Genomic DNA, 24,741 nt, shown 5'->3' on the forward strand with positions numbered 1-24,741 from the left:
AAATGAGAGACTTACTCATTTTTTCCATTATCACAATTAAACTTTTTAAACTATGTTAGTTGACAAAATAATTAAGAAGGGAAACAGGAAAATAGCTAAACTCACCCACCTGAATTCCTACAAGTTTCATGTACCACCCGGGCATTTCTACAGTCCGCTGATATCCGAAGATTTTGTTCGCCAGTATGAAGATCGGATTTTTGAAAACAGAAGTAAGGAAATTCCTGCGGTCGACCTGAATGAAGAAGGACAGGTAAAATTGCTGAAACAGTTTCAGAAGTATTATGACGAGCTTCCTTTTACGGAAGAGAAGCAGCCAAATTTAAGGTACGCCCTGCGAAATGAGTATTTCGATTATTCAGATGGCTTTTTTCTGCACGCCATGATCCGCCATTACAAACCAAAACGCATTGTAGAAGTAGGTTCCGGCTTTTCATCGGCCATGATGCTGGACACCAACGATTTATTTTTTGAAAATAAAATTGACTTAACCTTTATTGAGCCAAACCCCGAGCGCCTGAAGTCTAACCTGAAACCGGGTGAAGAAATTAATTTATATGACCAGAATGTGCAGGATGTAGAGCTTGATGTGTTTACGCAGCTGGAGGAAAATGATATCCTGTTTATTGACACCTCCCATGTGGTAAAAACCGGTGGCGAACTAAACTACCTGGTGTTTAACATTCTTCCCCTCCTGCAGAAGGGTGTTAAAATTCATATCCACGATATTTTCTTCCCCTTCGAGTATCCGCGGGAATGGGTTATCGAGCAGAAAAGAGGCTGGAATGAGACCTACTTTATCCGTGCATTTTTAATGTACAATAACGCCTATAAAATTATTGCCTTCAACTCTTTCCTGGAGTTCCACTATACGGACCTGCTGAAAGAGCGCTTCCCCATCCTCCTGAAGCAGGAAGCCAAAAGCTTATGGCTCACAAAAGAGTAGAATACCAACAGGAATAAAAACAAAACAGCAGAAAGAATAAGCATCTTCCTGCTGTTTTTATTTCTACTGAACACCCAAGGACTTTCTGCCCTTCGGAGAGCTGTTTATCTTTCGGCGGATTCTTCTACCTTTCCACCAGGTTTTTTTGCTTTGTTCTCCCTGATAAGCTCAAAGAACTGTTCAAACAGATACTCCGAATCATTAGGCCCTGGCGAAGCTTCCGGGTGGTACTGCACGGAAAACACAGGCTTATTTCGGAGGCGCAGGCCGGCAATGGTATCGTCGTTTAGATGGATATGGGTAATCTCCACACTTCCGTTTTTCTCTGCCGATTCTCGTGAAACCGCAAAGCCATGGTTCTGGCTCGTTACTTCACACCTGCCCGTCAGGAGGTTTTTAACCGGGTGATTAATACCCCTGTGGCCGTTAAACATCTTAAATGTTTCCAGCCCCTGCGAAAGAGAAATAAGCTGGTGGCCCAGGCAAATTCCGAAAGTAGGCATTTCCTGGTCGATCAGCTTTTTAACCAGCTCGGCCTGCTCGTGCAGTGGCTCTGGGTCGCCGGGACCATTAGAGATAAGGATGCCATCCGGCTTCCAGGCCGCAATTTCCTCCAGGCTGGCATTATGCGGAAAAACGCCTACATAAGCATCATACTTCAGGAGGCTGTCCAGTATATTCCTTTTTACCCCCAGGTCCAGCACTGCTATCCGGTACGCCCTGTTCTCATCGCCCAGGGTATACATCTTTTGAGTCGACACTTCAGAAGCAAGCCCCATCCCCTTCATGGACGGCGCCTTGGCCAGGATGGCTTTAAGTTCCTCCAGCGGTTTATCTTCGGAAGAGATGAGGGCATTCATGGCGCCTTTTTCCCGTATATGCCGCACCAGCTTGCGGGTATCGACTTCCGATACTGCCAATATTCCTTCTCTGCGAAAAAAGTCCGGCAGGCTTTCCGACTCCCTTACCCTGGAATGCTGCTCGTTAAAATTGCGGCAAACAAAACCGGCAATTTTTACACTGCCCGACTGCGACTCATCCCGGTGAATACCATAATTCCCGATATGGGTATTGGTGGCGACTACAATCTGGTTAAAATAAGAAGGATCGGTAAAAACCTCCTGATAGCCTGTCATGCCGGTTGTAAAGCATATTTCGCCCACACTGGTCATAGCCGGCCCTTCGGCTTTGCCGTAAAAAATTGTTCCGTCTTCTAGTAATACTATTGCTTTATTCATTTCAGTTCATTTTTTGCATCCCTACCGCCCGGGGCGGCTTATTAAGTCCACAGAAGCACCAGGTCAGGCCGATTTTCTGCGAAAGCTGTTCCGGCCAGTCAGAACCTTTACGGCTCATTTTCAGGTATTCCCTAGCGGCTATTTCTTATCGACTAGTCCCTAGCGGCTCAAATAAAGGTTTCTTTCGCCGTATATTTTGTGGAAGTACTCATCCTTCAGGTTATCGATAAAGTGGATGGCCTCCCCGGTCGATTTCATTTCAGGTCCGAGCTCCTTGCTTACTTCATGGAACTTATCGAAAGAGAATACCGGCACCTTAATGGCATAGCCTTTCTTTACCGGCTTAAAGTCGAAGTCCTTCACCTTCTTATGCCCCAGCATTACTTTCGTAGCATAGTTTACATAAGGTTCCTGGTAAGCTTTCGCTATAAAGGGCACTGTTCTGGAAGCTCGTGGGTTTGCCTCAATTACGTAAACCACATCGTCCTTTATGGCAAACTGAATATTAATCAGCCCGACCGTATTCAGCGCCAGTGCCACTTTTTTGGTAATTTCCTCGATTTGGGTAAGGATCAGGTCTCCTAAATTAAAGGGTGGCAACACCGCATAAGAATCGCCCGAATGGATACCGGCCGGCTCTATGTGTTCCATGATGCCGATGATGTACACATCCTCCCCATCGCAAATAGCATCGGCCTCGGCCTCTATCGCACCAGACAGGAAGTTATCAATCAGTATTTCATTGCCGGGCATCTGGTGGAGAATGTTTACCACGTGCTGCTCCAGCTCCTCTTCATTGATCACTATTTTCATGCTCTGCCCACCTAAAACATAGGAAGGGCGCACCAGCAACGGAAAGCCCAGCTCTCTGCTCATTTTTACTGCCGCTTCGGCACTTTTTACAGAACCGAACTTTGGATAAGGCACCTCATTTTCTTTCAGTAAGGACGAAAAACGGCCCCGGTCTTCAGCCAGATCCAGCGCATGATAACTGGTTCCGATAATTTTAATACCATATTTATCGAGCTTCTCAGCCAGCTTCAGTGCTGTTTGTCCGCCCAGCTGCACAATAACCCCTATAGGCTTCTCGTGCAGAATAATATCATAAATATGCTCCCAGAACACCGGCTCAAAATAGAGCTTATCGGCCGTGGTAAAGTCAGTAGAAACCGTTTCGGGATTACAGTTAATCATAATGGTTTCATAGCCGCACTCTTTGGCTGCCAGCACCCCATGAACACAGGAATAATCAAACTCGATTCCCTGGCCGATGCGGTTTGGCCCTGAGCCCAGAATAATCACTTTTTCCCTTCCGGACTGTACCGACTCATTCTCCTCTTCGAAGGTGGAATAGTAGTAAGGAGTCTCTGCCGGAAACTCTGCCGCACAGGTATCGACCTGTTTGAATACTCTTTTAATGCCAAGCTTATTTCGTTTCTCATACACCTGGCTTTCCAGGCAGCGCAGCAGGTGGGCAATCTGCCGGTCGGCATAGCCCTTCTTCTTCGCCTCCCGCAGTAAGCCTTCCGGTATGTTGTCTAATGTGTACTGCACAATCTCCCCTTCCAGCTCTACCAGTTCCTGTATCTGGCGAAGAAACCAGGGATCGATTAAGGTTGATTTGTGGATAGTACTAAAGGAGATGCCCAGCTTAAAGGCATCGTAAATATGGAACAGCCGGTCCCAGCCCGGGTGTTTAAGGCTGTCGAGGATCACGTTCTGGTCAGTAAGCTCCTTTCCATCGGCCCCAAGTCCATTGCGACCAATCTCCAGCGACTGGCAGGCTTTCTGCAGGGCTTCCTGGAACGAACGCCCAATGCCCATGGCCTCTCCTACCGACTTCATCTGGAAACCTAAGCGGCGGTTGGCACCCTTAAACTTATCGAAGTTCCAGCGTGGAATTTTAACAATTACATAGTCCAGAGTAGGCTCGAACATGGCAGAGGTATTTCCGGTTACCGGATTTTTCAGCTCATCGAGCATATAGCCCAGTGCCAGTTTCGAAGCAATTTTAGCGATAGGATAGCCGGTAGCCTTCGATGCCAGCGCTGAGGAGCGCGATACCCGCGGGTTAATTTCGATGGCTATAATTTCTTCCTTCTCATCATTACTTACCGAAAACTGCACATTACAACCGCCGGCGAAGTTACCGATGGAACGGATCATTTTGATGGCCATGTTCCGCATCTTCTGGAAGGTAGTATCGGAGAGGGTCATGGCCGGGGCTACCGTAATTGAGTCGCCGGTATGGATGCCCATCGGGTCGAAATTTTCGATGGAGCAAATTATCACCACATTACCGTTGCGGTCGCGCAGCAGCTCCAGCTCGTATTCCTTCCAGCCAATAACGGCCTTATCGATCATTACCTCATGAATGGGCGAAGCCTGCAGTCCCCGCTGCAAAGCCGACTCCAGGTCTTCCTTATCATAAACCACTGAGCCACCCGAGCCGCCCAGGGTAAAAGACGGGCGAATAACCAGCGGAAGGCCAAATTCCTGTGCTACCTCTTTTCCCTCCAGAAAGGACTTGGCTGTTTTGGAAGGAGCCATGGGTATACCAATTTCGGCCATTTTTTGCCGGAAGAGCTCTCTGTCTTCGGTAATTTCAATGGCATTGGTATCCACGCCAATCATTTTCACCCCGTACTCTTCCCAAATCCCCTGCTCCTGGCATTTTATGGCCAGGTTAAGGGCTGTCTGTCCCCCCATGGAAGGCAGTACAGCATCAATCTGGTGTTCCTTTAAAATCTGGACAATAGAAGCGGGTTCCAGCGGCAGGAGGTAAATATTATCGGCAGTCACCTTATCCGTCATAATAGTGGCCGGATTGGAGTTGATGAGGGTAACTTCTATCCCTTCCTCTTTTAATGAACGGGCGGCCTGTGAGCCTGAATAGTCGAATTCGGCGGCCTGCCCGATGATGATAGGTCCGCTTCCAATAATTAAAACAGATTTGATGGATTGATCTTTCGGCATGTATCTGAATGTATATTCGGTTTTAAATTCAAAATTTTCCACAGCAATTGTGCTCCCTGAGCAAGTACAACTGCCATATTGCAATGGTCAGCCGCTCAAAAAAAGCACTACCGCATACCCCCTCTAAAAGAACTTCTCTCGAAGCCAGTTCAGGCATAACGGGTGTATATATTCAGCAGATTTTGCAGGTGATTCTGCTCACTGAATATTTTTGCATACTCCTCCGCATTTGCCCCCAGCTGCAGTCTTAGTTCTTTATTCCGGCACAATTCCAACGCCTTTTGCTGTAGCTCCGTTTCTGAGTGCACAATATAGCCGGTTTCTCCGTCTTGAACAATTTCTTTGTTCCCTCCCACGTCAAAAGCAATACAGGGAAGCCCGCAATTATGGGCATCTATCAGGGCTAAGGACAGGGCCTCTTCTTCAGAAGGAAGGATAAATAAATCGAGCTGGTTATAGAGATTTTCCACATCGGTTCTGAAGCCCAGGAACTTCACCTGCTCATTTACTTCTTTGCTCCCGGCCAGCTCCTCCAGTGCCTTTCTTTCCGGCCCGTCGCCAATTACCCATATTTCAAAATCCATAAACTGCCTTTCTTTTAACCAGGCAGCAAGATTAATAAGGTACTGCACCCGCTTAAGGCCCACCAGCCGGCCCACAAAGCCAATCCGAAGAGGCTCGTCTTTTCCTTTTAAAAGTGGCTGCTTTTTACTTTGGGAAGAATTATAAACTACCGCCATTTTGTTTTTCGGAAACCAGAAATTCTTTTCAAAGTAACGGGACAGCATTGAGCTGACAAAAATAATCTTTTTTACGGTAGGTAAAAGGGACAGGAGGTTTAAGGGAAGCTTTCGGACCTCGAAGTGGTGGCCGTGAAAATGCCAGATGACCGGCACTCTTGCCATAAGGGAAGCCAAACCGGCAGTGAGCATGGGGGCGTACAAATGGCAATGTACCACCTGGACCTCCTGCTCTCTCAGGAACCTTGCCAGCCGGACAGCCGTGGAAATATAATTGGTCTTTCGGAAGATGGCTACCTCTACCCGTCCATCCAGCATTTCACGAAGGGCTCCTCCTGTTTCACCGGAATCAAACATTCCCAGGGTAATTTTATGAGAGGGGGCAAGCATATTCGCATCTACCACTGCCTGCTTCTGCGCTCCCCCCATATCCAGGGAACTTACCAGGATTAATATATTCATTATCAGTCTAAAAAATTAATTGACATTTCTACTCCTACCATTTACAACCCCCACCTACACACAATGTTGCCTCAGGCTGAACAACAACACCCTTCACTGCATGGCAGGGAATAAAAAAGAGCGGGAGAATAGAGCTCCCCCGCCATTGAGTCAGAAATATCAATCCATTACATATTTTGAACGGGAAACGGTATTTTCCACCTCGGAAGCATCCAGCTTGTATTTGTTGGACAAGCGCACAATTTCATTCAGCAGTGGGAGAAAATCGGGTTTTGCCCGCTCGGGTACGACTGTCCACTTACACAGAATTTCTTCGGCATGTAAGGGTTGGCCCGGATGGATACTGTCGAAGGCTTTTCCCTTCCCGAAATCTGTCCAGCCAGAAGTACCCCTGGTATTAAAGGGCTTAAACAGGCTTTTATAAGCCGCCAAATCCGGAATATACTCATGAAAGAGCCGATCGGCCTGCTTTTTCACTTTGGCAACTTTCTTCTCGTTCACTTTTACTTCCGGACGCTTGAATTTAAGCTCCTCCAGGTCTCTTTCCTCCTGTTCTTCCTTAAAGAGAATATAGTTGTTCATTACCAGCACATCCATATTGGTGGTCATAAAGCAGGTAACAGCATCTTTAGGCGTACACACGATGGGCTCCCCGTTTACATTAAAAGAGGTGTTAATGACCACGCCGTAGCCTGTCAGCTTTTTAAATTCCTGTATCAGGTCGTAGTAAACAGGGTTGCTTTCCTTACTTACCGACTGCACACGGGCAGAGTAATCGATATGGGTAATGGCCGGCAGGTCGCTCCGCTTCTGGTTCACAATTTTAATCAGGTCGTGCTCATACCCTTCTGCCCGGGGGAGACAGCGGTCTTTCTGAACATCTGACACCAGCACCATATAAGGGCTTGGGCGGTCCAGGTCGAAGTATTCGGCAATATCTTCTTCCAAAACAGAAGGCGCAAAAGGACGGAAAGATTCGCGGAATTTAATTTTCAGGTTAAGCGTAGACTGTGCCGTTTCGCTGCGCGGATCGCCTAAAATAGAACGGGCTCCCAGGGCTCTCGGCCCAAACTCCATGCGCCCTGAAAAATGACCGACAATTTTTTGTTCAGCCAGCTGCTCTGCCACTACCCGGTTTCTTTCCTCCGGCTTTAACTCCCGGTACTGGTAGCCGTGCGAGTCGAGGTACGCTTTTATTTCGCCGTCTGAAAAGGACGGCCCCCAGTAGGAGCCTTTCTGCCGGCATTCTCCTTCTTTTCTTTCTAGCTTGTTTACATTATACTTTTCATAAAAGAGGGCTAAAGCAGCTCCCAATGCACAACCGGCATCGCCGGCAGCAGGCTGAATCCATATATCTTTGAATACCCCTTCGCGCAGTAGCTTACCATTGGCCACGCAGTTAAGGGCAACCCCGCCGGCAAGGCATAAATAATCGGCACCGGTTATCTTTTTGGCATGTCTTGCCATTTTAATTACGACCTCTTCGGTAACCGCCTGAATGGAGCGGGCCACATCCCTTATTCTCTTATCCACATCTACTTTAGGGTCGCGGGCCGGGCCACCAAACAGCTGTTCAAATTTCTCCTCGTTAATCATAACCAGCTCTTCCCGGAAGGTGAAATACTCCAGGTTCAGCTTAATGGAACCATCTTCCTGTATGTCCACCAGGTGCTCCTTTATCAAATCTGCGTAAACAGGTTCGCCGTAAGGAGCGAGTCCCATTAGTTTATACTCCCCTTCGTTTACTTTAAAGCCGGTGTAATAAGTAAAAGCAGAATAAAGCAAACCAATGGAATGCGGGAAATCCATCTCCTTAAGCAGCTCTACCTTATTGCCTTCTCCATAGCCAATGGTAGCAGTAGCCCACTCCCCTACCCCATCGACGGTAAGGATGGCTGCTTTGGTAAATGGCGACGGATAAAAGGCACTGGCGGCATGCGATAAGTGGTGGTTGGTAAAATGGACTTCTCCTCTCCAGTTTAGCTCCTCCTGGATAAGCTCCGGAATGTGCAGCTTGGTTTCCACCCACTTCGGCAATGCCTCTCTCCATACCTTTTCTCCTTTAGGATACACCGAAAGCTGGGAAGCTATAATTCTTTCGAGTGTACGGTAAGGGTGGTCGTAAAATACCACCGCCTTCACCTCTTCGATATCGATTTGAGCCTCTTCAAGGCAATAGTTTATCGCTTTGTGAGGAAAGCCGGAGTCGTTCTTAACCCTGGTAAAACGTTCTTCCTGGGCCGCAGCCACTATTTCCCCTTCTTTAATAAGAGCACAACCGGAGTCGTGGTAAAAAGCAGAGATACCAAGGACATAAGAAGGTTTCGTCTGCCCGGATTTTCCACTTCCTGAGCGAAGGCTAGGCTTTAACAGTCCTTCCCGCACAATGCCTTCTGCAATGGCTTCTGCCACTTTCTCATGCCCAAACTCTGAATAGTGGGCATCTTTTTCGTAATGGAGGCTATCGGTGTCCGGCACTTCTTTAAACTTCTCCAGCACATCCACAAAATGCACATTATCATACTGGCCGGCCAGTTCTACAAAACGTTCTTGATAGTCGGGGTTTTGGCCAATACGGTGGTAAGGCAGGGGAGCAAGAATGACAGGTCGTTCTCCGGCCAGTGCAATAATTTCTTCCAGCAGCTTGCGCATTAATACCCAGCGGGGATCCTGCGGACTCTCATAGCCACCATGCTGCTTTGAAAACTGTAGTTTGAGGAGCTTTTCTTTGGCCTTCTTTGGCACAAACTGGTGAAATACTTTACGGGCGACCGGGCCCGGACTAAATATCTTTTCCTGGCTGGTCTGCTCCTCTACCACCGTTCGCTCTCTTGGCACCGGCAGGTTATGGGGCACCAGATTCCCCTCTTCCAGCGTAAAGTAGGGCTTTGGCACCAGCACTTCTTTTCCGGTAGAACCATCGATTGAGAGCCGGGAATCAAGCAGGTTCCGTCCAATATCCATAATATGTGGAGAGACGACCAGTACATCGTGCTCATACTGGCTTGCAATGTTCTTATAAACCAGGTACTGCTGGTCTACCCCGGACCCTGACAAGCCAAAGTTGTAAGGCCGGGCACCAAAAGCCTCCGCAACAAGGTTAGAGAATCGTTTTTCATTCGCTACTCCATCTCCGGCAGCAAAGGAATCGCCCAGGAAAGCAATCCTTTTTTCCCCCTTCTTTTTTGTTTTTTCAAAATCGAAATCAGACCTGAATCCCTGCCGGTTTGTGCGGATGTGGTAAGGCTTTTCACTATAAAGCTTCCTCATGTTAAGGTTTGGGGTAAATAACTGCCCAATATTTTCATTATAGCGCAATAAAGACCGGTGGGTGATTTGCTTGAATTTCATATTCTCCTGGTTTAAAAAATTTTCTTATTCAGTTTTTAAAAAGTTGGAGCATAGCCATTTTGGAAGATAAGGCCAGAGGATTCCAGCTCAGTTCCTCTTTCAGCACAGAGATTTCAGGGATTTCCGGAGAGTTCCCAGCTTTCTATGGATGGGAGCAGAGTATAAAAAGACCGCTCATTCTATATTCCCCTCCTCGGTACAATGTTACAGAGTCCTGTTTTAGCGAATGCTTCAGGTGCTTACAGATTAATGGAGGCTTTTCTTCTTTGATAGCAAAATAACGTTCACCTATTCCTAAAAAAAAATCCTGCTCCGAATTTAATTTATCTTTTTCCCCGTCTCCCTCAAAGCAAAGGATTGGCTACAGCTCTACAAAAATTAACGACCAAACCTTCTTTGTGTTCTGACTTTTTTCCTGATTCAAAGAAAAAAGTACAAACTATCTAACATAAACACAGACCGTTCAGCATCATCATCAACCTTAAAAAACAACTACTTACCCCATTTATTCAGCAATATCACAACTCTGCCTCTATTTGTATTTTAATATTAACACCTGCGCAAAGAAATGCATGTCCGACCAACATACTGAAGCATCTCTTTTTCAATAGTTAAGGAATTTAAACCGTTAGCACTGTTGGTATTCCCCTATAGTTTTATTCGGCAGGGAAAAAACTCACTTCCCATCGAACTTTTCCTGCCCCTTATTCTGCCTGATGGTGCAGGTGCTGCATTAAGTTAACGCTCCCCATACTTCCTTATTTTATACAAAAAAGAGTTAGCTGCTCCTCAACATCTTTTGCCCAATGTAATGGAGAATCCTTCAGGAACGACCTGAAACAGAAATCATCACCATATCATAAAACAGAAAAAGATTCAAACGCTGCTTTTTTATTTTGCCAAATCAGCAGTTTCAATCGTTTGAACAAAACTTTATTTGGAGCTCATTTTATCTTTTTCAGGTTTTCCTACCTATTCCGCCGTTGGTTCCTTATCTTTGTAGCTCATCTAATGTATGAATGCAACTACATTCACCTCTCTCCCGAGGATTTTTGAGTGGTTTTCTGATGATATCGCATTCTACTATTTGCAACCTAAAAACAATTACATGAAAGTTTTAATGATTGGAGCCGGAAACATGGGACTCACCTATGCAGAAGGAATGGCAAAATCTGAATTCCTGAACAGGCATAAGCTCATGGTGTATGACAACTCCCCGGAAAAAATCCTTTCCTTAATCAAAATCCCTCACTTCGACGAATACGAAAATATTGAAGACTGCCTGCCTATTGCAGACATGGTTTTTATTGCCGTTAAGCCCTACCATTGCGAGGAGCTTTTCAACAACATCAAACACCTGGTAAACCAGGAACAAATTTTTATTTCGCTGATGGCAGGTGTTACCATCGAAAAAATTCAAAGCCTGCTGGGCGTAAAAAAGGTGGTTCGCACCATGCCAAACCTGCCGGCACAGGTAGGAAAAGGCGTTACCTCCTATACCGAAGCGAAAGAAGTTACACGGGTAGAGCTGGCCATGGTCAGGAATCTGCTCGACACTACGGGGGTGTCCCTCCTGGTAAAAGATGAAAACTTTATCGATGCCTCTACGGGTATTTCCGGCAGCGGCCCCGCCTATGTATTTTATTTTATGCAGTCCATGATGGAAGCTGCGCAAAAAATGGGATTTTCTGAAAAAGATTCCAAGACACTGGTAAGCCAGACCTTCGAGGGAGCCGTAGAGCTCTTCAACCAAAATGACCTCTCTCCTAAAACCTGGATGAACAGGGTAGCCTCAAAAGGGGGCACCACCCGTGCCGCCCTCGATTCCATGGACGATAACAATGTGAAGGAGCTGATTAAAGAGGCAGCTTTTGCAGCCTTTAACCGCGCGGTAGAATTAGGGAAAGAGTAAAACCAAAAATATTTATAATGGATAAAAAACGAATAGTTATAAAAGTTGGCACCAATGTAATGACCAACCGGGATAACCGTATCGTAGGTCCTATATTAAAAGGAATTGTTCGCCAGATAGCCAATTTATACGAGAGAGATATAATCTGCGTGTTGGTTTCCTCCGGCTCCGCTATTGCCGGCAAGGAAATACTAGGCGAAATAAGCATAAAAGAAGAATCGCGGCGCCGGCAGGTGTATTCTGCTGTAGGCCAGCCGCGGATGATGCGCCACTACTACAGCCTTTTTCACGATTATGGAATGCGTTGCGCCCAGGTACTGGCTACTAAAAGAGATTTTAGCGAAGGTAAGCACCGCGACAATATGATTAACTGTTATGAGGGCCTTTTAGCAGAAGGAGTAACTCCCATTGCCAATGAAGATGATGCGGTGTCGCTTACCATGTCGATGTTCTCCGATAATGATGAACTGGCCAGCCTGGTAGCAGAATTGATCCATGCGGATATGATGATCATCCTTACCGATATCGACGGACTGTATACCGGCCACCCGGATGACCCTGAGTCTCAGCTTCTGAACGAGGTAAAGGTAGGGGAGGATGTAGAGAAATATGTTCATGAATCAAATAAAGGCGAAGCTGAAGGCCGCGGAGGCATGGGCTCAAAATTAAAAGTAGCCAAAGGTACCGCCTCTAAAAACATTCCCACCTATATCGCCAACGGAAAGCGGGAAAATGTAATTCTAGATATCGTAAGCGGTAAAAGTGTAGGGACCCTTTTCACAACCTAAGTTAAAGGTTGTAGCTGAAAAGAAAAGATACCGGCAACAATAACAAATCTCTTAGAAGTGGTCTCTATCAGAAGAGGCCACTTCTTTTTTTCCCGCCAAAGTAAAAAGCAAAAATTCCTGGCGAAGAGCAAACCATTCTTTCTCATTTTTTGTCATCATACAGCAAAAGCACTTACCTTTGCACTTATTTTTCCGGGCATGATCAATATAATCATCTTTACCTTCTTAATCAGCATTTCTCCTTTTGGAGAAGCAAGAGCCGGTATACCTTATGGCATACTAAATGGCTTAAACCCTTTAACGGCTTTTATTATTGGCCTCATCGGTAATCTGCTGATTTTTCCGCTCTTCGCGCTATTAATTGATGCCTTCAATGCTAAACTGTGGCGCTATAAATTCTATAAAAAGCAGAACATCCGCCTTATGCGCCGGGCAAAAAAAGGAGTTGGCGCCAACATACAGAAGTACGGCTTCTGGGGATTGATGATTTTTGTAATGATACCGCTCCCGACCACCGGGGCATACATTGGCACCATAGCCGCTTACATCTTTAAACTTCCTCGGAAGCAGGCTTTTCTGGCAGTTAGCCTTGGAGTAATTATTTCGTGCACCATTATGGCCTTCGGAACACATTTTGGCTTGTTAGGCGCCGAACAGCTGTAAGCGGCCGGTATGGTATGGAAGCCGTGCCAACTATTATCAGGCGTACGCACTGCCTCTATTTATACCTATGCCTGCTCAGATAATTTGAACGATAGGTCGACGAAAGTCCGGAATACCTTTATTTCCACCAGCCTTCCATTCTCATAAAAATAATGGTTGATTTTTCCCCCCGGAAGAGCAAGCTCGTAGCTGTGCGGGCCAATCTTTTTTAAATCACACAGAACCTGGTAGTTCTCCGAAAACACCTTTTCAATTCCTACAGGCTCTTCGTAATACATCATAACGGTACTAAACAGAAAAGGAGCCTCTTCTTTTGTGAAGGACTCTTCCTCATGCTGCGTGTAATGGTAATCCTTTCCTTCTTTTTTAGTGGTATTATACTCCCGGATATTATCATTCAGGATAATTTTAGAAACTGCCTGCGTTAGCTTATTATCCTCAAAGCTGGCGGCCGTAAGAGAGGTGAGCCTGTTTTTGAAGATGACACGGAATTCTGCCTCCGAATTGGCTGCATAATGAACTCCCTGCTCGTCTACTGTTTTCTCAACTGTAATTCCACCAATCTTATCCTCTCCTTTATAGATGTCGAAGTAAAGGCTTTGCCCGTAAAGCGCATTGGCTGAAATAAAAAGGAAAAAGGAGCAAAGAATAAGAATCTGATTCCATTTAATGGTCATTGTTGGTATTTGCATGGGAGTATTTTTATCAAACAGAATACAATGTTTTTATTTGAACCTTCGCAATATCTAATTGTTGAAGCAGGAACGTTTTAAAAGCCTATATCCTGCATATGCAAAATAAAGTATCATAAATTAAGAAAAAACAAAACGTAAAGAAGCTTCAGTATTATATAACAGAATGCTATTCTCTTTCTCAACCGCTAACTCCATTAATACGTTCCTTCCCCTCACCCCCTATAAACAATTATCCAACCCTTATGCCATACTTCCTTAAAAGTCCTTCCAGCCCTTCCATTGAAAACATGGCCTTTTTAAGATGATTAAGCTCCGGATCGATGGTAAAATTAGTCGCAGTCCGGAAGTCAGCTTCCTTTAGATCCGTCCTGCTAAAAACAGCTCCTTCCAAATTAGTATAATCGAAAACCGCCCGCTCCATTCTGGCATTGGTGAAATCAGCCCTTTTTAAGGAACTATGGATAAAAGAGGTGCCACTCATCTTTTTTTGCTGAAAAGAAGCATAGTCCAGCAGGCATTTCTCAAAGGAAACACTAAACAGAAAGTCGTTGCATTCACTGAAATTTACCCCCAGCAGCTTACATTCCCTGAAGGATACCTCATGGAGGGTAACACTGTTTAATTTTATCAGGGCCAGATTACAGGCCGTAAAAGTACAGGCGGTAAAGCGGCTATAGGAAAAGTTGCTGTCGGAGAAATCGCAATGGTGGAAAGTACAATTTTCGAACTCCCGCTTCTTTACTTCCTTTCCTGCATAGCTAATGTTTTTGTACGCCTGGTTCTGGTGTATAATAGACTGCATCTGATTATCTATGTCTTCTGACCCGGTAATTCCATCTGCATTTTTATGCCTGCTCTCCTGAAAAGGTTTTGCTCCTCTGCTGTTAAAGGGGCCAGCACGAAACCCTGCCGGATATAGAAGTTAACACTTTCGACCATTTTGGCACTGGTGTAGAGTGTGAGCACTTTTCCGCCTCTGGCTTTGGCAAAGGCCACCGCCTTTTTCAGCAGTGCCTTTCCAATCCCCCTCCCTCTCAACTCCTTTTGTACGGCAAACTTTGAGATACGAAACACCTCCGAACCTTCTTCTTCAATTGCCGCGGTTCCTACGGCATTCCCCTGGTGGAGCGCAAAGAAAACCATACCGCCTTTTGCTATTATTTCCTCTTCGGGCCGCTCCAGCACTCGTCGGTCTGCCTCTTCAAGCGCACCAAAATTTTCTTCTATCCACAGCCGGTTCAGGCCTATAAAATCTTCTTTGTAGGCAGGATCGTAAGTGCTGACAGAATAACCCTGCTCATACAACTGAAGGTTATCGAGAATGCGATCATACATGGGCTTTTCCTCCAGCGCCTGTTCTATCATTTCGATTCCTCCTAAAAAATCGGGAGAAGCCAGCAAGAGCAAATCTTTGTTCGCCTGCTCAATAGCCTGGAGCACAGGTTCCACCTCCTTAAACAGAAGCAGGCCTTTCTGACTCAGGCTTACCCGCCGGCGGCGCTCGTCCTGTTTATCTTTCTGGCTCACCAGCAAACCTTTTTTTTCGAGCAGGTTGGTAAGCTGCACGATGGCAGCATGCGTTTGGCGGAGTTCCTTTGCCAGTTCGGTAATGGTAAGGGCGTTTTGCGCTTTCAGCGTCCAGAAGAGCGTAAACCAACGAGCCTCAAAGCTTATATCCAGCTTTTGGTACACGGCAGACACTTCTTTCGACAGCGTTTCACTCAGTTGCTTTAAACGACTGGCCAGGGCGAGAGGCCCCAGTTCTTCAAATACACTCATAATAAGTAAGTGTTAACGAATGTTAAATCAGGGGTTTTATCAACAAATAGCACCACTCATCACAAAGTGATAGGACGACACCCTTACCTCTCTTACTTTTGATATGTAAGTTGTAACGCAATAAAGTTTTACATCCTTACCACAAGTAATTGAAAGTTCCGCAAACAAGATGATTGTATCCTGATGAAAAAGCAAATCTTACTCTCATTGTTTCTCCTGGTCGCCTACAGCGGCTTTACTCAAACAGCTAAGGTCAGCGGCAAAATAACTGACAGCAAAGGTCAGCCACTGGAGTATGCCACCATCATGCTCCTGCGGGCCAGTGACTCTTCCCTGGTAAAAGGGGCCATCTCCGACTCCACAGGGAGCTACCATTTCGAAAAGCTGGAGTGGGGAAGCTACCAGATTAGCGCAGGCATGGTCGGCTATGAAAAAAAGGCAAGTGAAATATTTTCGCTTACAAAAGATACACCCTCCAGGCAACTCCAGCCTCTACCCCTGGCGGAAGAAACACGCCGCCTTGATGAGGTGGTCGTGGAAGCACAGCGGCCACTCCTGGAACAGCAAGCCGACCGCCTTGTCATTAACGTAGAAGGAAGCATTCTGGCCGGCGGAGGCACTGCCATGGAAATTCTGGAGAAAAGTCCGGGCATTACCGTAGACCGCGACGGCAACATCAGTCTTAAGGGCAAGCAGGGCGTTATCATCATGATGGATGGGAAGCAAACCTATCTTTCCGCTCAGGAAGTATCAAATATGCTGAGCAGCATGTCGGCCGATGCTATTGAAAAGATAGAGCTCATTACCAACCCATCGGCCAAATACGATGCCGCCGGCAATTCGGGCATTATCAACATCCGAACCAGGAAGAATAAAAACATGGGGATGAATGGCAGCCTTACCGCCGGCACCGGCTATGGTCGCTATGAAAAAGCCAATACCGGCATCAATCTCAACTACCGAAAGTCTGACATCAACCTCTTCGGCAGCTACGATTACCGTTACAACCACGGCTACAGCAATACTTTTGTTATCGACCGCTACAGCATTACCCCTACCGATACCACCATCTTTAATCAGCGCAATTTCCGCCCCTTCTGGACAAGCAACCACCAGTTTAAAGGCGGCCTGGACTGGTTCCTGAACGAAAAGAACACGCTCGGCATTCTTGTTCGAGGCTACTCAAATGTACTGGAACTTGACATTACCGGCGATGCCACGGCCACAAACCCGGATAATGAAAAACTGCTTTGGCTCGACTCCCATAACGATGCCTATCATGGCTACGACAATATGAGCTACAACCTTAACTACCGCCGCACTTTTGAGCAGGAAGGCCGGGAACTAACCGCCGACCTCGACTACTCCCGCTTTATCGGCACCACATTTAACGGTATTGACAACTACTTTTATTACGGAAGGCTCTCCGCCACCCCCGACTCCAGTCAGCACCTGAGAAGCGACATCCCTTCTGTAATTGATATTAAAGTAGCAAAGATAGACTATATACACCCCCTGCGCGAAAAGGGCGGGCGACTGGAAATAGGCGCAAAAAGCAGCATGGTTACGACAGACAATGATGTGCACTTTGATGAAAAGCAGGGCGAACAGTGGGTGGTGGACGAAGGCAAAACAAACCATTTTGTGTACCAGGAAAACATCCATGCCGCCTACCTCAACTGGAGCGGAAAAATAGGGAACTACGACCTCCAGGCAGGCCTGAGGGGCGAGCAAACCTCTTATGAAGGAGAATCCATTACGATGGACTCCCTTGTAAATGACAGCTACCTGAAGCTGTTTCCAAGCCTCTTCGTGAGCCGTAAATTTAATGAAGCCCACCAGCTTAACTTCTCCTACAGCCGCCGCATCGATCGCCCTTCTTACCAGTCGCTGAACCCCTTTATTTACTACCTCGACCCTTACCAGTACTACCAGGGCAACCCCCTGCTGCAGCCACAGTTTACCCATAATATTGAACTAAGCCATACCCTTAAAGGCACCTATATTACCAGCCTGGGTTACAGCCACACCAGCGATGTATTAACCCAGGTAACAGAGCAGGACGACGTGCGCAAGGTTACCAAGGCCACCACCCGCAACCTGCAAACGCTAAGCAGCTACAACCTCACCATGAGTGCCCCTGTAACGGTAGCAAAATGGTGGAATATGAGCAATAACTTCAATGCCTTTTACAACCAGTACGAAGGACTCTACCTTGGAGAGCAGCTCACGAGCGAACAGTTTTCCTTTAACCTGAACATCAATAACCGCTTTACCCTTCCGGCAGGATTTTCGGCAGAACTGAGCGGCGTTTATCACTCGCCTGGCACCTTTGGCCTTGCCCGCTACCTCTCACGCTATGCCGTGAATGCCGGCCTGCAAAAAACGTTCTGGGATAAAAAGGCTAACCTCAAACTAAATGTGAGCGATCTGTTTAACACCCTCCGTTTCGACGATGTGGTAGACTTTGCCAACATGGATTATAAAACCGAAAGACGATGGGAGAGCCGTGTGGCGCGCCTTACTTTCACTTACAATTTTGGTAATAAGGACGTAAAACCACAGCGCCGCCGCCAGACTGGCTCTGAAGAAGAGCAGCAAAGAATTGGCGGGTAAAACAGCTTTTCAGCATTAAAAATCCTCTTTATAAATGGCACGCTTCCGGAGAAATCCGGGGCGTGTTTTTTTTTTAAAACAGAGCAGGTAATCAGCTACCTGCCCTATCAAACCTTTTCATCAACTATTTCATTTCTCCGCCAGGGAGAATCGATCGGCGGCAGCGGTAATTTTATCATGCTCTTCCTTGCTAAGGCTAAAGCTAAATGCCCTGGCGTTATCTGTCACCTGTTGTTGATTTCGGGCTCCGGCCAGTACACAGGCAACACCGGGGCGGTGCATGGTCCAGTTGATGACCAGCTGCGCCAGAGTAGCATTGTGGCTATCGGCTATCGGCTTAATTTCGTCCAGCAGCGCCTGAGTTCGTCGAATATTTTCGTCGGTATAGTAAAGGCTGCCTTCGCGGGTATCACCTTCATTAAACTGGTGCCCGGGCTTTATTTTCCCTGTCAGCAGGCCCCGCTGCAGCGGGCTGTAAGGAATAATTCCAAGGCCTTTTTCCTGTGCCTGCGGAACCACCTCCTTTTCAATCCCCCTGTTAATCATGGAGTAGGGCACCTGGTTAGATGCCAGTTGAACGGTTTGGAGCGCCTCCTCTACCTGTGCGGTAGAATAGTTGCAAACACCTGCCGCCCGAATTTTCCCCTGCTCCATCAGCCGCTCTACTGCCTCAAAAGTTTCGCTGATGGGGGTGGTGGCATCCGGCCAGTGTATCTGGTAGAGGTCAATATAATCTGTTTTTAAACGGCGAAGGCTGTCCTCACATTCCTGCATCACTTTTTCTTTCGACGCCCATTTGTACATCTTAAATGGGCGGCCTTCCATATCTTCACTATCAAAGAAATACTCCCCCTCCTCTGTTTGCCAGTTCATGCCAAACTTTGTCAGTATCTGGTATTGGTCGCGCCCTATGCCCTCCAGGGCTTTCCCGACCAGCCCTTCGCTGCGGCCAAAGCCGTAAACAGGTGCCGTATCGATGGTGGTAATACCTGCCTCTAATGCCGCTTTAATAGCTCCGAGGGCTGCCTTCTCCTCGGCTCCACCCCACATCCAGCCGCCAATGGCCCAAGCACCAAAAGCCATAGGAGTTACTTTCACATCTGATTTTCCTAATTTTCTAAGCTCCATTATTTATTCTTTTAAGTTTCCTCTATTTTTAAGAGAATTAAGGGAAGAAGGTTTTTAGGATTCGCTACAAAGGGGATGGTAAAATCAGCAGAAGACAGCTATTCAAACAACAATTTTAACGTCCTGCCATTCCTGCTTCCTCTTTAAGGAAATCAACCGCCATCCTTTCTATCCCTTAGGTTAGCAATTAAAATTTTTCCTGCATTTTGTCACAAAGAAGGATTTTATTTGTCTGGTATTTAAAGGGTAGGTATGTTCGGGAATAAATCTATTATTGATTCTCAACCTCAACCTGAAAAATCGGTTATAAACTATAGCATATATCCTCAAAGAAACGACAACTATGAAATTAGCCTACGAAAGACTCGAAGTAATGCACCACCTGGAAGGTACCGTGGAGGAAGTGATGCAGGATTATCTCAAACCCATAGAGACGATGTGGCAACCTTCTGACCTGCTTCCTGATTCACGGGATGAAGATTTCTTTGACAAAGTAAAAGCTCTGCAGGAAAGTGCCCGTGAACTGGAGTATGACTACTGGGCCGTTCTTATTGGCGACACCATTACAGAGGAAGCCCTCCCCACTTATGAAACCTGGCTGGCAGGTATGGAAGGGGTACAAAACGATTACCACAACCCCTGGATGAAGTGGATAAGAGGCTGGACTGCAGAGGAAAACCGCCATGGAGACCTGCTGAATAAATATCTGTACCTCTCCGGCAGGGTAAATATGCGCGAAATGGAAGTTTCGACCCAATACCTGATTGCCGATGGCTTTGATATACAAACCGGTGCCGACCCTTACCGCAACTTTGTGTATACCAGTTTCCAGGAGCTGGCTACCAATATGTCGCATGGTCGCGTAGGCGCCCTGGCTAAAAAAGCCGATAATGCGGAGCTCTCCAAAATATGTGCGATTATTGCCGGCGATGAAATGCGCCACGCAAGAGCCTATATGGCATTCGTGAAGAAGATTTTCGAGGTCGATCCGAACGAAATGATGCTGGCTTTTGATGATATGATGAAGAAGAAGATTGTAATGCCCGCTCACTTCCTGCGCGAAACAGGCGTAAAAATAGGCAGCACCTTCGACCATTTCTCCAATGCCGCCCAGCGGTTAGGCGTGTATACCGCCCAGGACTATATTCAAATCCTGAAAAGACTGATTAAAGACTGGGATATTGAAAATATGGGTGGACTGAATAGCGAAGGAGAAAAGGCAAGAGATTACCTAATGGCTCTGCCGGACCGACTAAAGAGGATTTCCGAGAGAATGAAAGTTCCGCCACTGGAATACGAATTCCGCTGGATCGGCGCCCGCCCTTAAACTTTAAATGCGGTGCTTTGGCACTATTGTAGTATATTAAAAGCAGTGGCTGATAGCGGTTCAGGCACTGCTTTTTATTTTGTATAATTATACAGCCGGTCTTCGGCACTCCAAAAGCCTTAGAAACAGTACCGCTAATTTTTGAACCGAGAATAAAACTTTTTAACATGAAACAAATCGTTCTGGCCAGCAGGCCTAAAGGAGAACCCACTAAAGATAACTTCCGCTTTGAAGATCTGGAACTACCTGCCCTCCGGGAAGGGGAAGTACTTCTGCAGCCACTTTTTATGTCTGTAGACCCCTATATGCGCGGGCGAATGAATGAAGGGAAATCTTATGTAGCACCTTATGAAGTGGGGCAACCTATCGATGGTGGCGTTATTGCCCGGGTTGTAGAAAGCAGGAGCAATGAGTTAGCAGAAGGAGATACAGTATTGGGCACGCTGCCATGGGCAGAAAAAAGTATTGAGCAGGCCCGGAAGCTCCGCAAAGTAGATCCTCAGCTGGCGCCCGTCTCCTGGTACCTCGGCATTTTAGGCATGCCCGGCCTCACCGCCTACTTCGGTCTGCTCGATATTGGCCAGCCTAAAGAAGGCGAAACCGTAGTGGTTTCAGGGGCCGCCGGTGCGGTAGGCACCGTGGTGGGCCAGATTGCCAGAATAAAGGGCTGCCGTGTAGTTGGTATCGCCGGCACGGACGAAAAAGTTGAGCTATTGAAAAAGGAATTTGGCTACGACGAAGTTATCAATTATAAAACAGTCGGCGATATGGGACAGGCCTTAAAAACCGCCTGCCCTGATGGGGTGGATGTCTACTTCGATAATGTAGGCGGAGACATCACCGATGCCGTAATTGCCCGCATTAACTTTCACGCCCGTATAGTATTGTGCGGACAAATTGCCCTCTACAACGAAACCAGGGTTCCTGTGGGGCCACGCTTCCTCCCCCTCATCCTCACCCGCAGCGCCCTAATTAAAGGCTTTATTGTGAGCAATTACAGCAAACGCTGGCCCGAAGGCATCCAGCAGCTGGCAAGCTGGATTAAGGAAGGCAGACTCCACTATAAAGAAACCAAAATCAAAGGCTTCGAAAAGCTTCCTGAAGCATTTCTTGGCCTCTTTGAAGGAAAGAACCAGGGCAAAATGCTGATAGAGGTGTAAAGACCAGCAACAAGACGAATATCTGGCGTCCGATTGCAATGCGTGCCCCTCCCTTTCACAATACTTCAGAACCCAGATAAAGGATGCTGACAAGGTCTAAAAAGTGCTTAACTCCTTCTAATCAGTCAATTATTGTCGGAGAATATAAATTTCATAGTCCGGAGGCCTGCTATTTCGTCACCTCAATCATTATCCACGGATTGACCCCTTTAGCAGACAAGAGCTGACACATCATGTAGTATCGAATTCCGGCTTTTGTCAGCAAGAGATTTCTTTATTGTATATTTATGATACAATGATGATTGAATGAAAAATTCATAAAAAGAAAAAACATGAAACTATTATTAAAAAGCAACCTGATATCACTTTTAGCAATAACCATATTGATTTCTTGTGATGAATTGAGCAAAAATGCAGAGGGAAGATTAAATGAAATAATAAACAACAAAACGGAGCAGTTGGATTCTATGGTGAACAGTGAAATAAATAAAGTTTTTGAAATAGACTCTGCTAGAAATTTAAAGGATAAGACCATCAAAAAATTAGATTCTTTAGTTAATGACGCTTCTTCAAAATTCGACTCTGTTGCAAAAAAGAATATTGAATCATTTAAAAACATTGAGAATCAATAAACAGGAGGAGGAAACATCTCTTTGTAATATTGTTATCTTTTGAATAAGTAATGGTGAAATCTTTTTTGGAGAGAATGTTTTTGCGCTGCCTGCTCAGATTTCACTGGAAAAGAAGATTAACATGCCAGGCAGCGAATTTCAGTAAAATGTAGACCGTATTAAAGTCTATTACATCCATCACAAGCCTGTGCTGAAGTGGTAGACGAACCGGGACACTATTGGTACAGACAGCTCTGCCAGAGATCATGCCGAACAGGATGGCTTGCTGCCAGTGAAATTACTATTTTAGGTGTTAGTCTTAAGGAAGCACGCGTTGCAAATGCGCGCCAGTGTGATAATGGGCAACTATCAAAAATAATCTTCCCTCCTATTTCGTCTGACGTCAGAATCAGCCAATAATCCCTTACATTTGCGGCAGATTTCTGATTGAGCATATGCCAACCATATTACAAAAAGAGCCGGCTGCCACACCCTCCGTTAGCCCGGCAGCTAAAGACCTGGCCGAAAAGACGGTCTTTCCGGTACTACTGGCCCTTAGCTTTACGCACCTGCTCAACGATACGATTCAATCGCTGATTCCGGCTATGTACCCGCTGATAAAATCAAAGCTTCAGCTGAGTTTTTCGCAGGTAGGCCTGATTACCTTCTGCTTTCAACTTACAGCCTCCCTTCTGCAGCCGCTGGTAGGCATGTATACCGATAAAAAACCCAAGCCATATTCGCTGGCCATAGGGATGGGCTTTACCCTGGCAGGCCTGGTGCTGCTCTCCAGAGCCTACAGCTTTCCGCTGGTGCTGGTATCGGTAGCACTAATCGGACTGGGTTCGGCGGTATTTCACCCGGAAGCTTCCCGCCTGGCGCGGATGGCCTCAGGAGGAAGACACGGAATGGCGCAATCGCTCTTCCAGGTAGGAGGAAATGCCGGCAGCTCCCTTGGGCCGCTGTTGGCGGCACTGATAATTGTACCATACGGGCAGGCGAATATCATCTGGTTTTCACTGGCAGCCCTGCTGGCTATTATCATTCTGTCCAAAATTGGCGGATGGTACAGCCGTAATCTTTACCGGATAAAAAAGAAAAACAGCCTCCTGGCGGCCCCCTCCCTGGCCGCAGGATTTACTCGCAAAAAGGTTATTTACTCACTCTCCATTCTGCTGGTCCTTATCTTTTCGAAGTATATTTATATGACGAGCATGAGCAGCTACTTTACCTTTTACCTGATCCATAAATTTGGCCTTTCAGTACAGGACTCCCAGTTTTACTTATTCATCTTCCTTTTTGCGGTGGCGGTAGGTACTTTTATCGGCGGGCCCGTGGGCGACAAAATTGGCCGGAAGTATGTAATCTGGATTTCCATTTTAGGGGCAGCTCCCTTTACCCTGCTTCTTCCTCATGCCAACCTCTTCTGGACGGCGGCACTCTGTGTATTCATTGGCATTATTATTTCCTCTGCCTTCTCTGCCATACTGGTATATGCACAGGAGCTGATTCCCGGCAAAACAGGCCTGGTTTCCGGCCTTTTCTTTGGCTTTGCTTTTGGCATAGCGGGCATTGGGTCTGCTGTTTTAGGCGAACTTGCAGATAGAATCAGTATTTACTTTGTTTTTGAAATCTGTGCCTTCCTTCCGCTGATTGGCTTACTGGCCGCCTTTTTACCAAAGCTGGAACAGGAGGCTCCATAATAAAAACACCTTTACCCAAAAGGATAAAGGTGCCACACGTTCAACCTTTTTTAAAGGGGTTAAATGTCACCATTTTATTGTAGAGCCGTAGTTAAAATCATAAGGCTTTAGCCCTCGCTTCCTTTCTTTACCCACTGGGCCACCTGCACGGTTCGCCTGGCCTGGTACTGGACGGCATCTTTCACATCTTCTTGCATATTACCATCCTGATCTACGGTTACACTGGTACCATAAGGGTTACCGCCTGCTGCAAAAGTAACCGGATCGGTATAGCCCGGGGCCGCAATTATGGCTCCCCAGTGCATCATGGTTTTATAAAGGCTCTGGATGGTTGCTTCCTGCCCTCCGTGTGGGTTCATGGCGCTCGACATACCACTTACAACCTTATTGGCCAGCTTACCCTGGAACCACAGCCCTCCCGTGGTGTCAAGAAAGCTTTGCATCTGCGAAGGCATATTACCGTAACGGGTAGGGATACTAAAGATATAGGCATCGGCCCATTCCAGCACGTCAAGGGTAGCTTCCGGCACATCCTTTGTTTTTTCGGTATGGGTTTTCCAATTTGGATTCCCCTCAATTGCGGCTTGGGGAGCAGTTTCTTTTACCCTTACCACTTTTACTTCCGCACCTGCCTGTTTAGCGCCTT

18 protein-coding genes are annotated in these 24,741 nt (G+C 46.5%); 9 read left to right on the forward strand and 9 right to left on the reverse strand.

Features of this window, described 5'->3' with window-relative positions; genetic code table 11:
* Positions 1-52: 52 nt before the first annotated feature.
* A complete protein-coding gene (locus F752_RS0115480) occupies positions 53-946 on the forward strand; it encodes a class I SAM-dependent methyltransferase (protein WP_017732657.1) in 894 nt (297 codons plus the stop codon).
* Positions 947-1,050: 104 nt separating this feature from the next.
* Here the strand turns inward: F752_RS0115480 and carA are convergent, their stop codons facing one another.
* The 4 genes from carA to F752_RS0115505 all read right to left on the reverse strand — a co-directional run bounded on the left by carA (position 1,051) and on the right by F752_RS0115505 (position 9,713).
* Positions 1,051-2,184 (reverse strand): glutamine-hydrolyzing carbamoyl-phosphate synthase small subunit, encoded by a 1,134-nt coding sequence (gene carA / locus F752_RS0115485; RefSeq protein WP_017732658.1) that lies wholly within the window; start codon positions 2,182-2,184, stop codon positions 1,051-1,053.
* A 159-nt stretch (positions 2,185-2,343) separates the two neighbouring features.
* On the reverse strand, positions 2,344-5,160 hold the full coding sequence (gene carB, locus F752_RS0115495) for a carbamoyl-phosphate synthase large subunit (protein ID WP_026135778.1): 2,817 nt from the start codon (positions 5,158-5,160) through the stop codon (positions 2,344-2,346).
* A gap of 149 nt (positions 5,161-5,309) precedes the next feature.
* Positions 5,310-6,362 carry a glycosyltransferase family 4 protein gene (locus tag F752_RS0115500; RefSeq protein WP_017732661.1) on the reverse strand — a complete coding sequence of 351 codons (1,053 nt, stop codon included), beginning with the start codon at positions 6,360-6,362 and terminating at the stop codon, positions 5,310-5,312.
* A gap of 159 nt (positions 6,363-6,521) precedes the next feature.
* Positions 6,522-9,713, reverse strand: a complete 3,192-nt coding sequence (locus tag F752_RS0115505) for a carbamoyltransferase N-terminal domain-containing protein (protein ID WP_017732662.1) — start codon at positions 9,711-9,713, stop codon at positions 6,522-6,524.
* 1,108 nt (positions 9,714-10,821) lie between these two features.
* Here F752_RS0115505 and proC point away from each other — a divergent pair.
* The 3 genes from proC to F752_RS0115525 all read left to right on the forward strand — a co-directional run bounded on the left by proC (position 10,822) and on the right by F752_RS0115525 (position 13,076).
* On the forward strand, positions 10,822-11,625 hold the full coding sequence (gene proC / locus F752_RS0115515) for a pyrroline-5-carboxylate reductase (RefSeq protein ID WP_017732664.1): 804 nt from the start codon (positions 10,822-10,824) through the stop codon (positions 11,623-11,625).
* 17 nt (positions 11,626-11,642) lie between these two features.
* Complete coding sequence (gene proB, locus F752_RS0115520; RefSeq protein ID WP_017732665.1) at positions 11,643-12,413, forward strand: glutamate 5-kinase; 771 nt, start codon at positions 11,643-11,645, stop codon at positions 12,411-12,413.
* A 198-nt stretch (positions 12,414-12,611) separates the two neighbouring features.
* The gene (locus F752_RS0115525) at positions 12,612-13,076 is read left to right on the forward strand and encodes a COG2426 family protein (RefSeq protein ID WP_017732667.1); all 465 of its coding nucleotides are present in this window, start codon (positions 12,612-12,614) and stop codon (positions 13,074-13,076) included.
* Between the two features lie 65 nt (positions 13,077-13,141).
* Here F752_RS0115525 and F752_RS0115530 read toward each other — a convergent pair whose 3' ends face one another.
* The 3 genes from F752_RS0115530 to F752_RS0115540 all read right to left on the reverse strand — a co-directional run bounded on the left by F752_RS0115530 (position 13,142) and on the right by F752_RS0115540 (position 15,550).
* Positions 13,142-13,768 carry a DUF6134 family protein gene (locus F752_RS0115530; RefSeq protein ID WP_152425161.1) on the reverse strand — a complete coding sequence of 209 codons (627 nt, stop codon included), beginning with the start codon at positions 13,766-13,768 and terminating at the stop codon, positions 13,142-13,144.
* A gap of 232 nt (positions 13,769-14,000) precedes the next feature.
* Entirely contained in the window at positions 14,001-14,573 is a 573-nt protein-coding gene (locus tag F752_RS0115535; protein ID WP_017732669.1) for a pentapeptide repeat-containing protein, read from the reverse strand.
* Between the two features lie 8 nt (positions 14,574-14,581).
* On the reverse strand, positions 14,582-15,550 hold the full coding sequence (locus F752_RS0115540; protein WP_017732670.1) for a bifunctional helix-turn-helix transcriptional regulator/GNAT family N-acetyltransferase: 969 nt from the start codon (positions 15,548-15,550) through the stop codon (positions 14,582-14,584).
* Between the two features lie 183 nt (positions 15,551-15,733).
* On the opposite strand from F752_RS0115540, the gene F752_RS0115545 reads away from it, so the two are divergent.
* Positions 15,734-18,166, forward strand: a complete 2,433-nt coding sequence (locus F752_RS0115545) for an outer membrane beta-barrel family protein (RefSeq protein ID WP_017732671.1) — start codon at positions 15,734-15,736, stop codon at positions 18,164-18,166.
* Positions 18,167-18,295: 129 nt separating this feature from the next.
* Here the strand turns inward: F752_RS0115545 and F752_RS0115555 are convergent, their stop codons facing one another.
* Positions 18,296-19,294, reverse strand: a complete 999-nt coding sequence (locus tag F752_RS0115555) for an aldo/keto reductase (RefSeq protein WP_017732673.1) — start codon at positions 19,292-19,294, stop codon at positions 18,296-18,298.
* 343 nt (positions 19,295-19,637) lie between these two features.
* On the opposite strand from F752_RS0115555, the gene F752_RS0115560 reads away from it, so the two are divergent.
* From F752_RS0115560 to F752_RS0115575, 4 genes are all read left to right on the forward strand, one after another.
* On the forward strand, positions 19,638-20,621 hold the full coding sequence (locus tag F752_RS0115560) for an acyl-ACP desaturase (RefSeq protein ID WP_017732674.1): 984 nt from the start codon (positions 19,638-19,640) through the stop codon (positions 20,619-20,621).
* A 167-nt stretch (positions 20,622-20,788) separates the two neighbouring features.
* Positions 20,789-21,781 (forward strand): NADP-dependent oxidoreductase, encoded by a 993-nt coding sequence (locus F752_RS0115565; protein ID WP_017732675.1) that lies wholly within the window; start codon positions 20,789-20,791, stop codon positions 21,779-21,781.
* A 332-nt stretch (positions 21,782-22,113) separates the two neighbouring features.
* Complete coding sequence (locus F752_RS0115570; RefSeq protein ID WP_017732676.1) at positions 22,114-22,413, forward strand: hypothetical protein; 300 nt, start codon at positions 22,114-22,116, stop codon at positions 22,411-22,413.
* Between the two features lie 434 nt (positions 22,414-22,847).
* Positions 22,848-24,095, forward strand: a complete 1,248-nt coding sequence (locus F752_RS0115575) for an MFS transporter (RefSeq protein ID WP_017732677.1) — start codon at positions 22,848-22,850, stop codon at positions 24,093-24,095.
* A gap of 107 nt (positions 24,096-24,202) precedes the next feature.
* On the opposite strand, the gene wrbA is transcribed toward F752_RS0115575, so the two are convergent.
* Positions 24,203-24,741 (reverse strand): NAD(P)H:quinone oxidoreductase type IV (gene wrbA, locus F752_RS0115580; protein ID WP_017732678.1); only part of this gene is annotated, 539 nt, incomplete at its 5' end.

This window comes from Nafulsella turpanensis ZLM-10 (assembly GCF_000346615.1).
Taxonomy (GTDB): Bacteria; Bacteroidota; Bacteroidia; order Cytophagales; family Cyclobacteriaceae; genus Nafulsella; species Nafulsella turpanensis.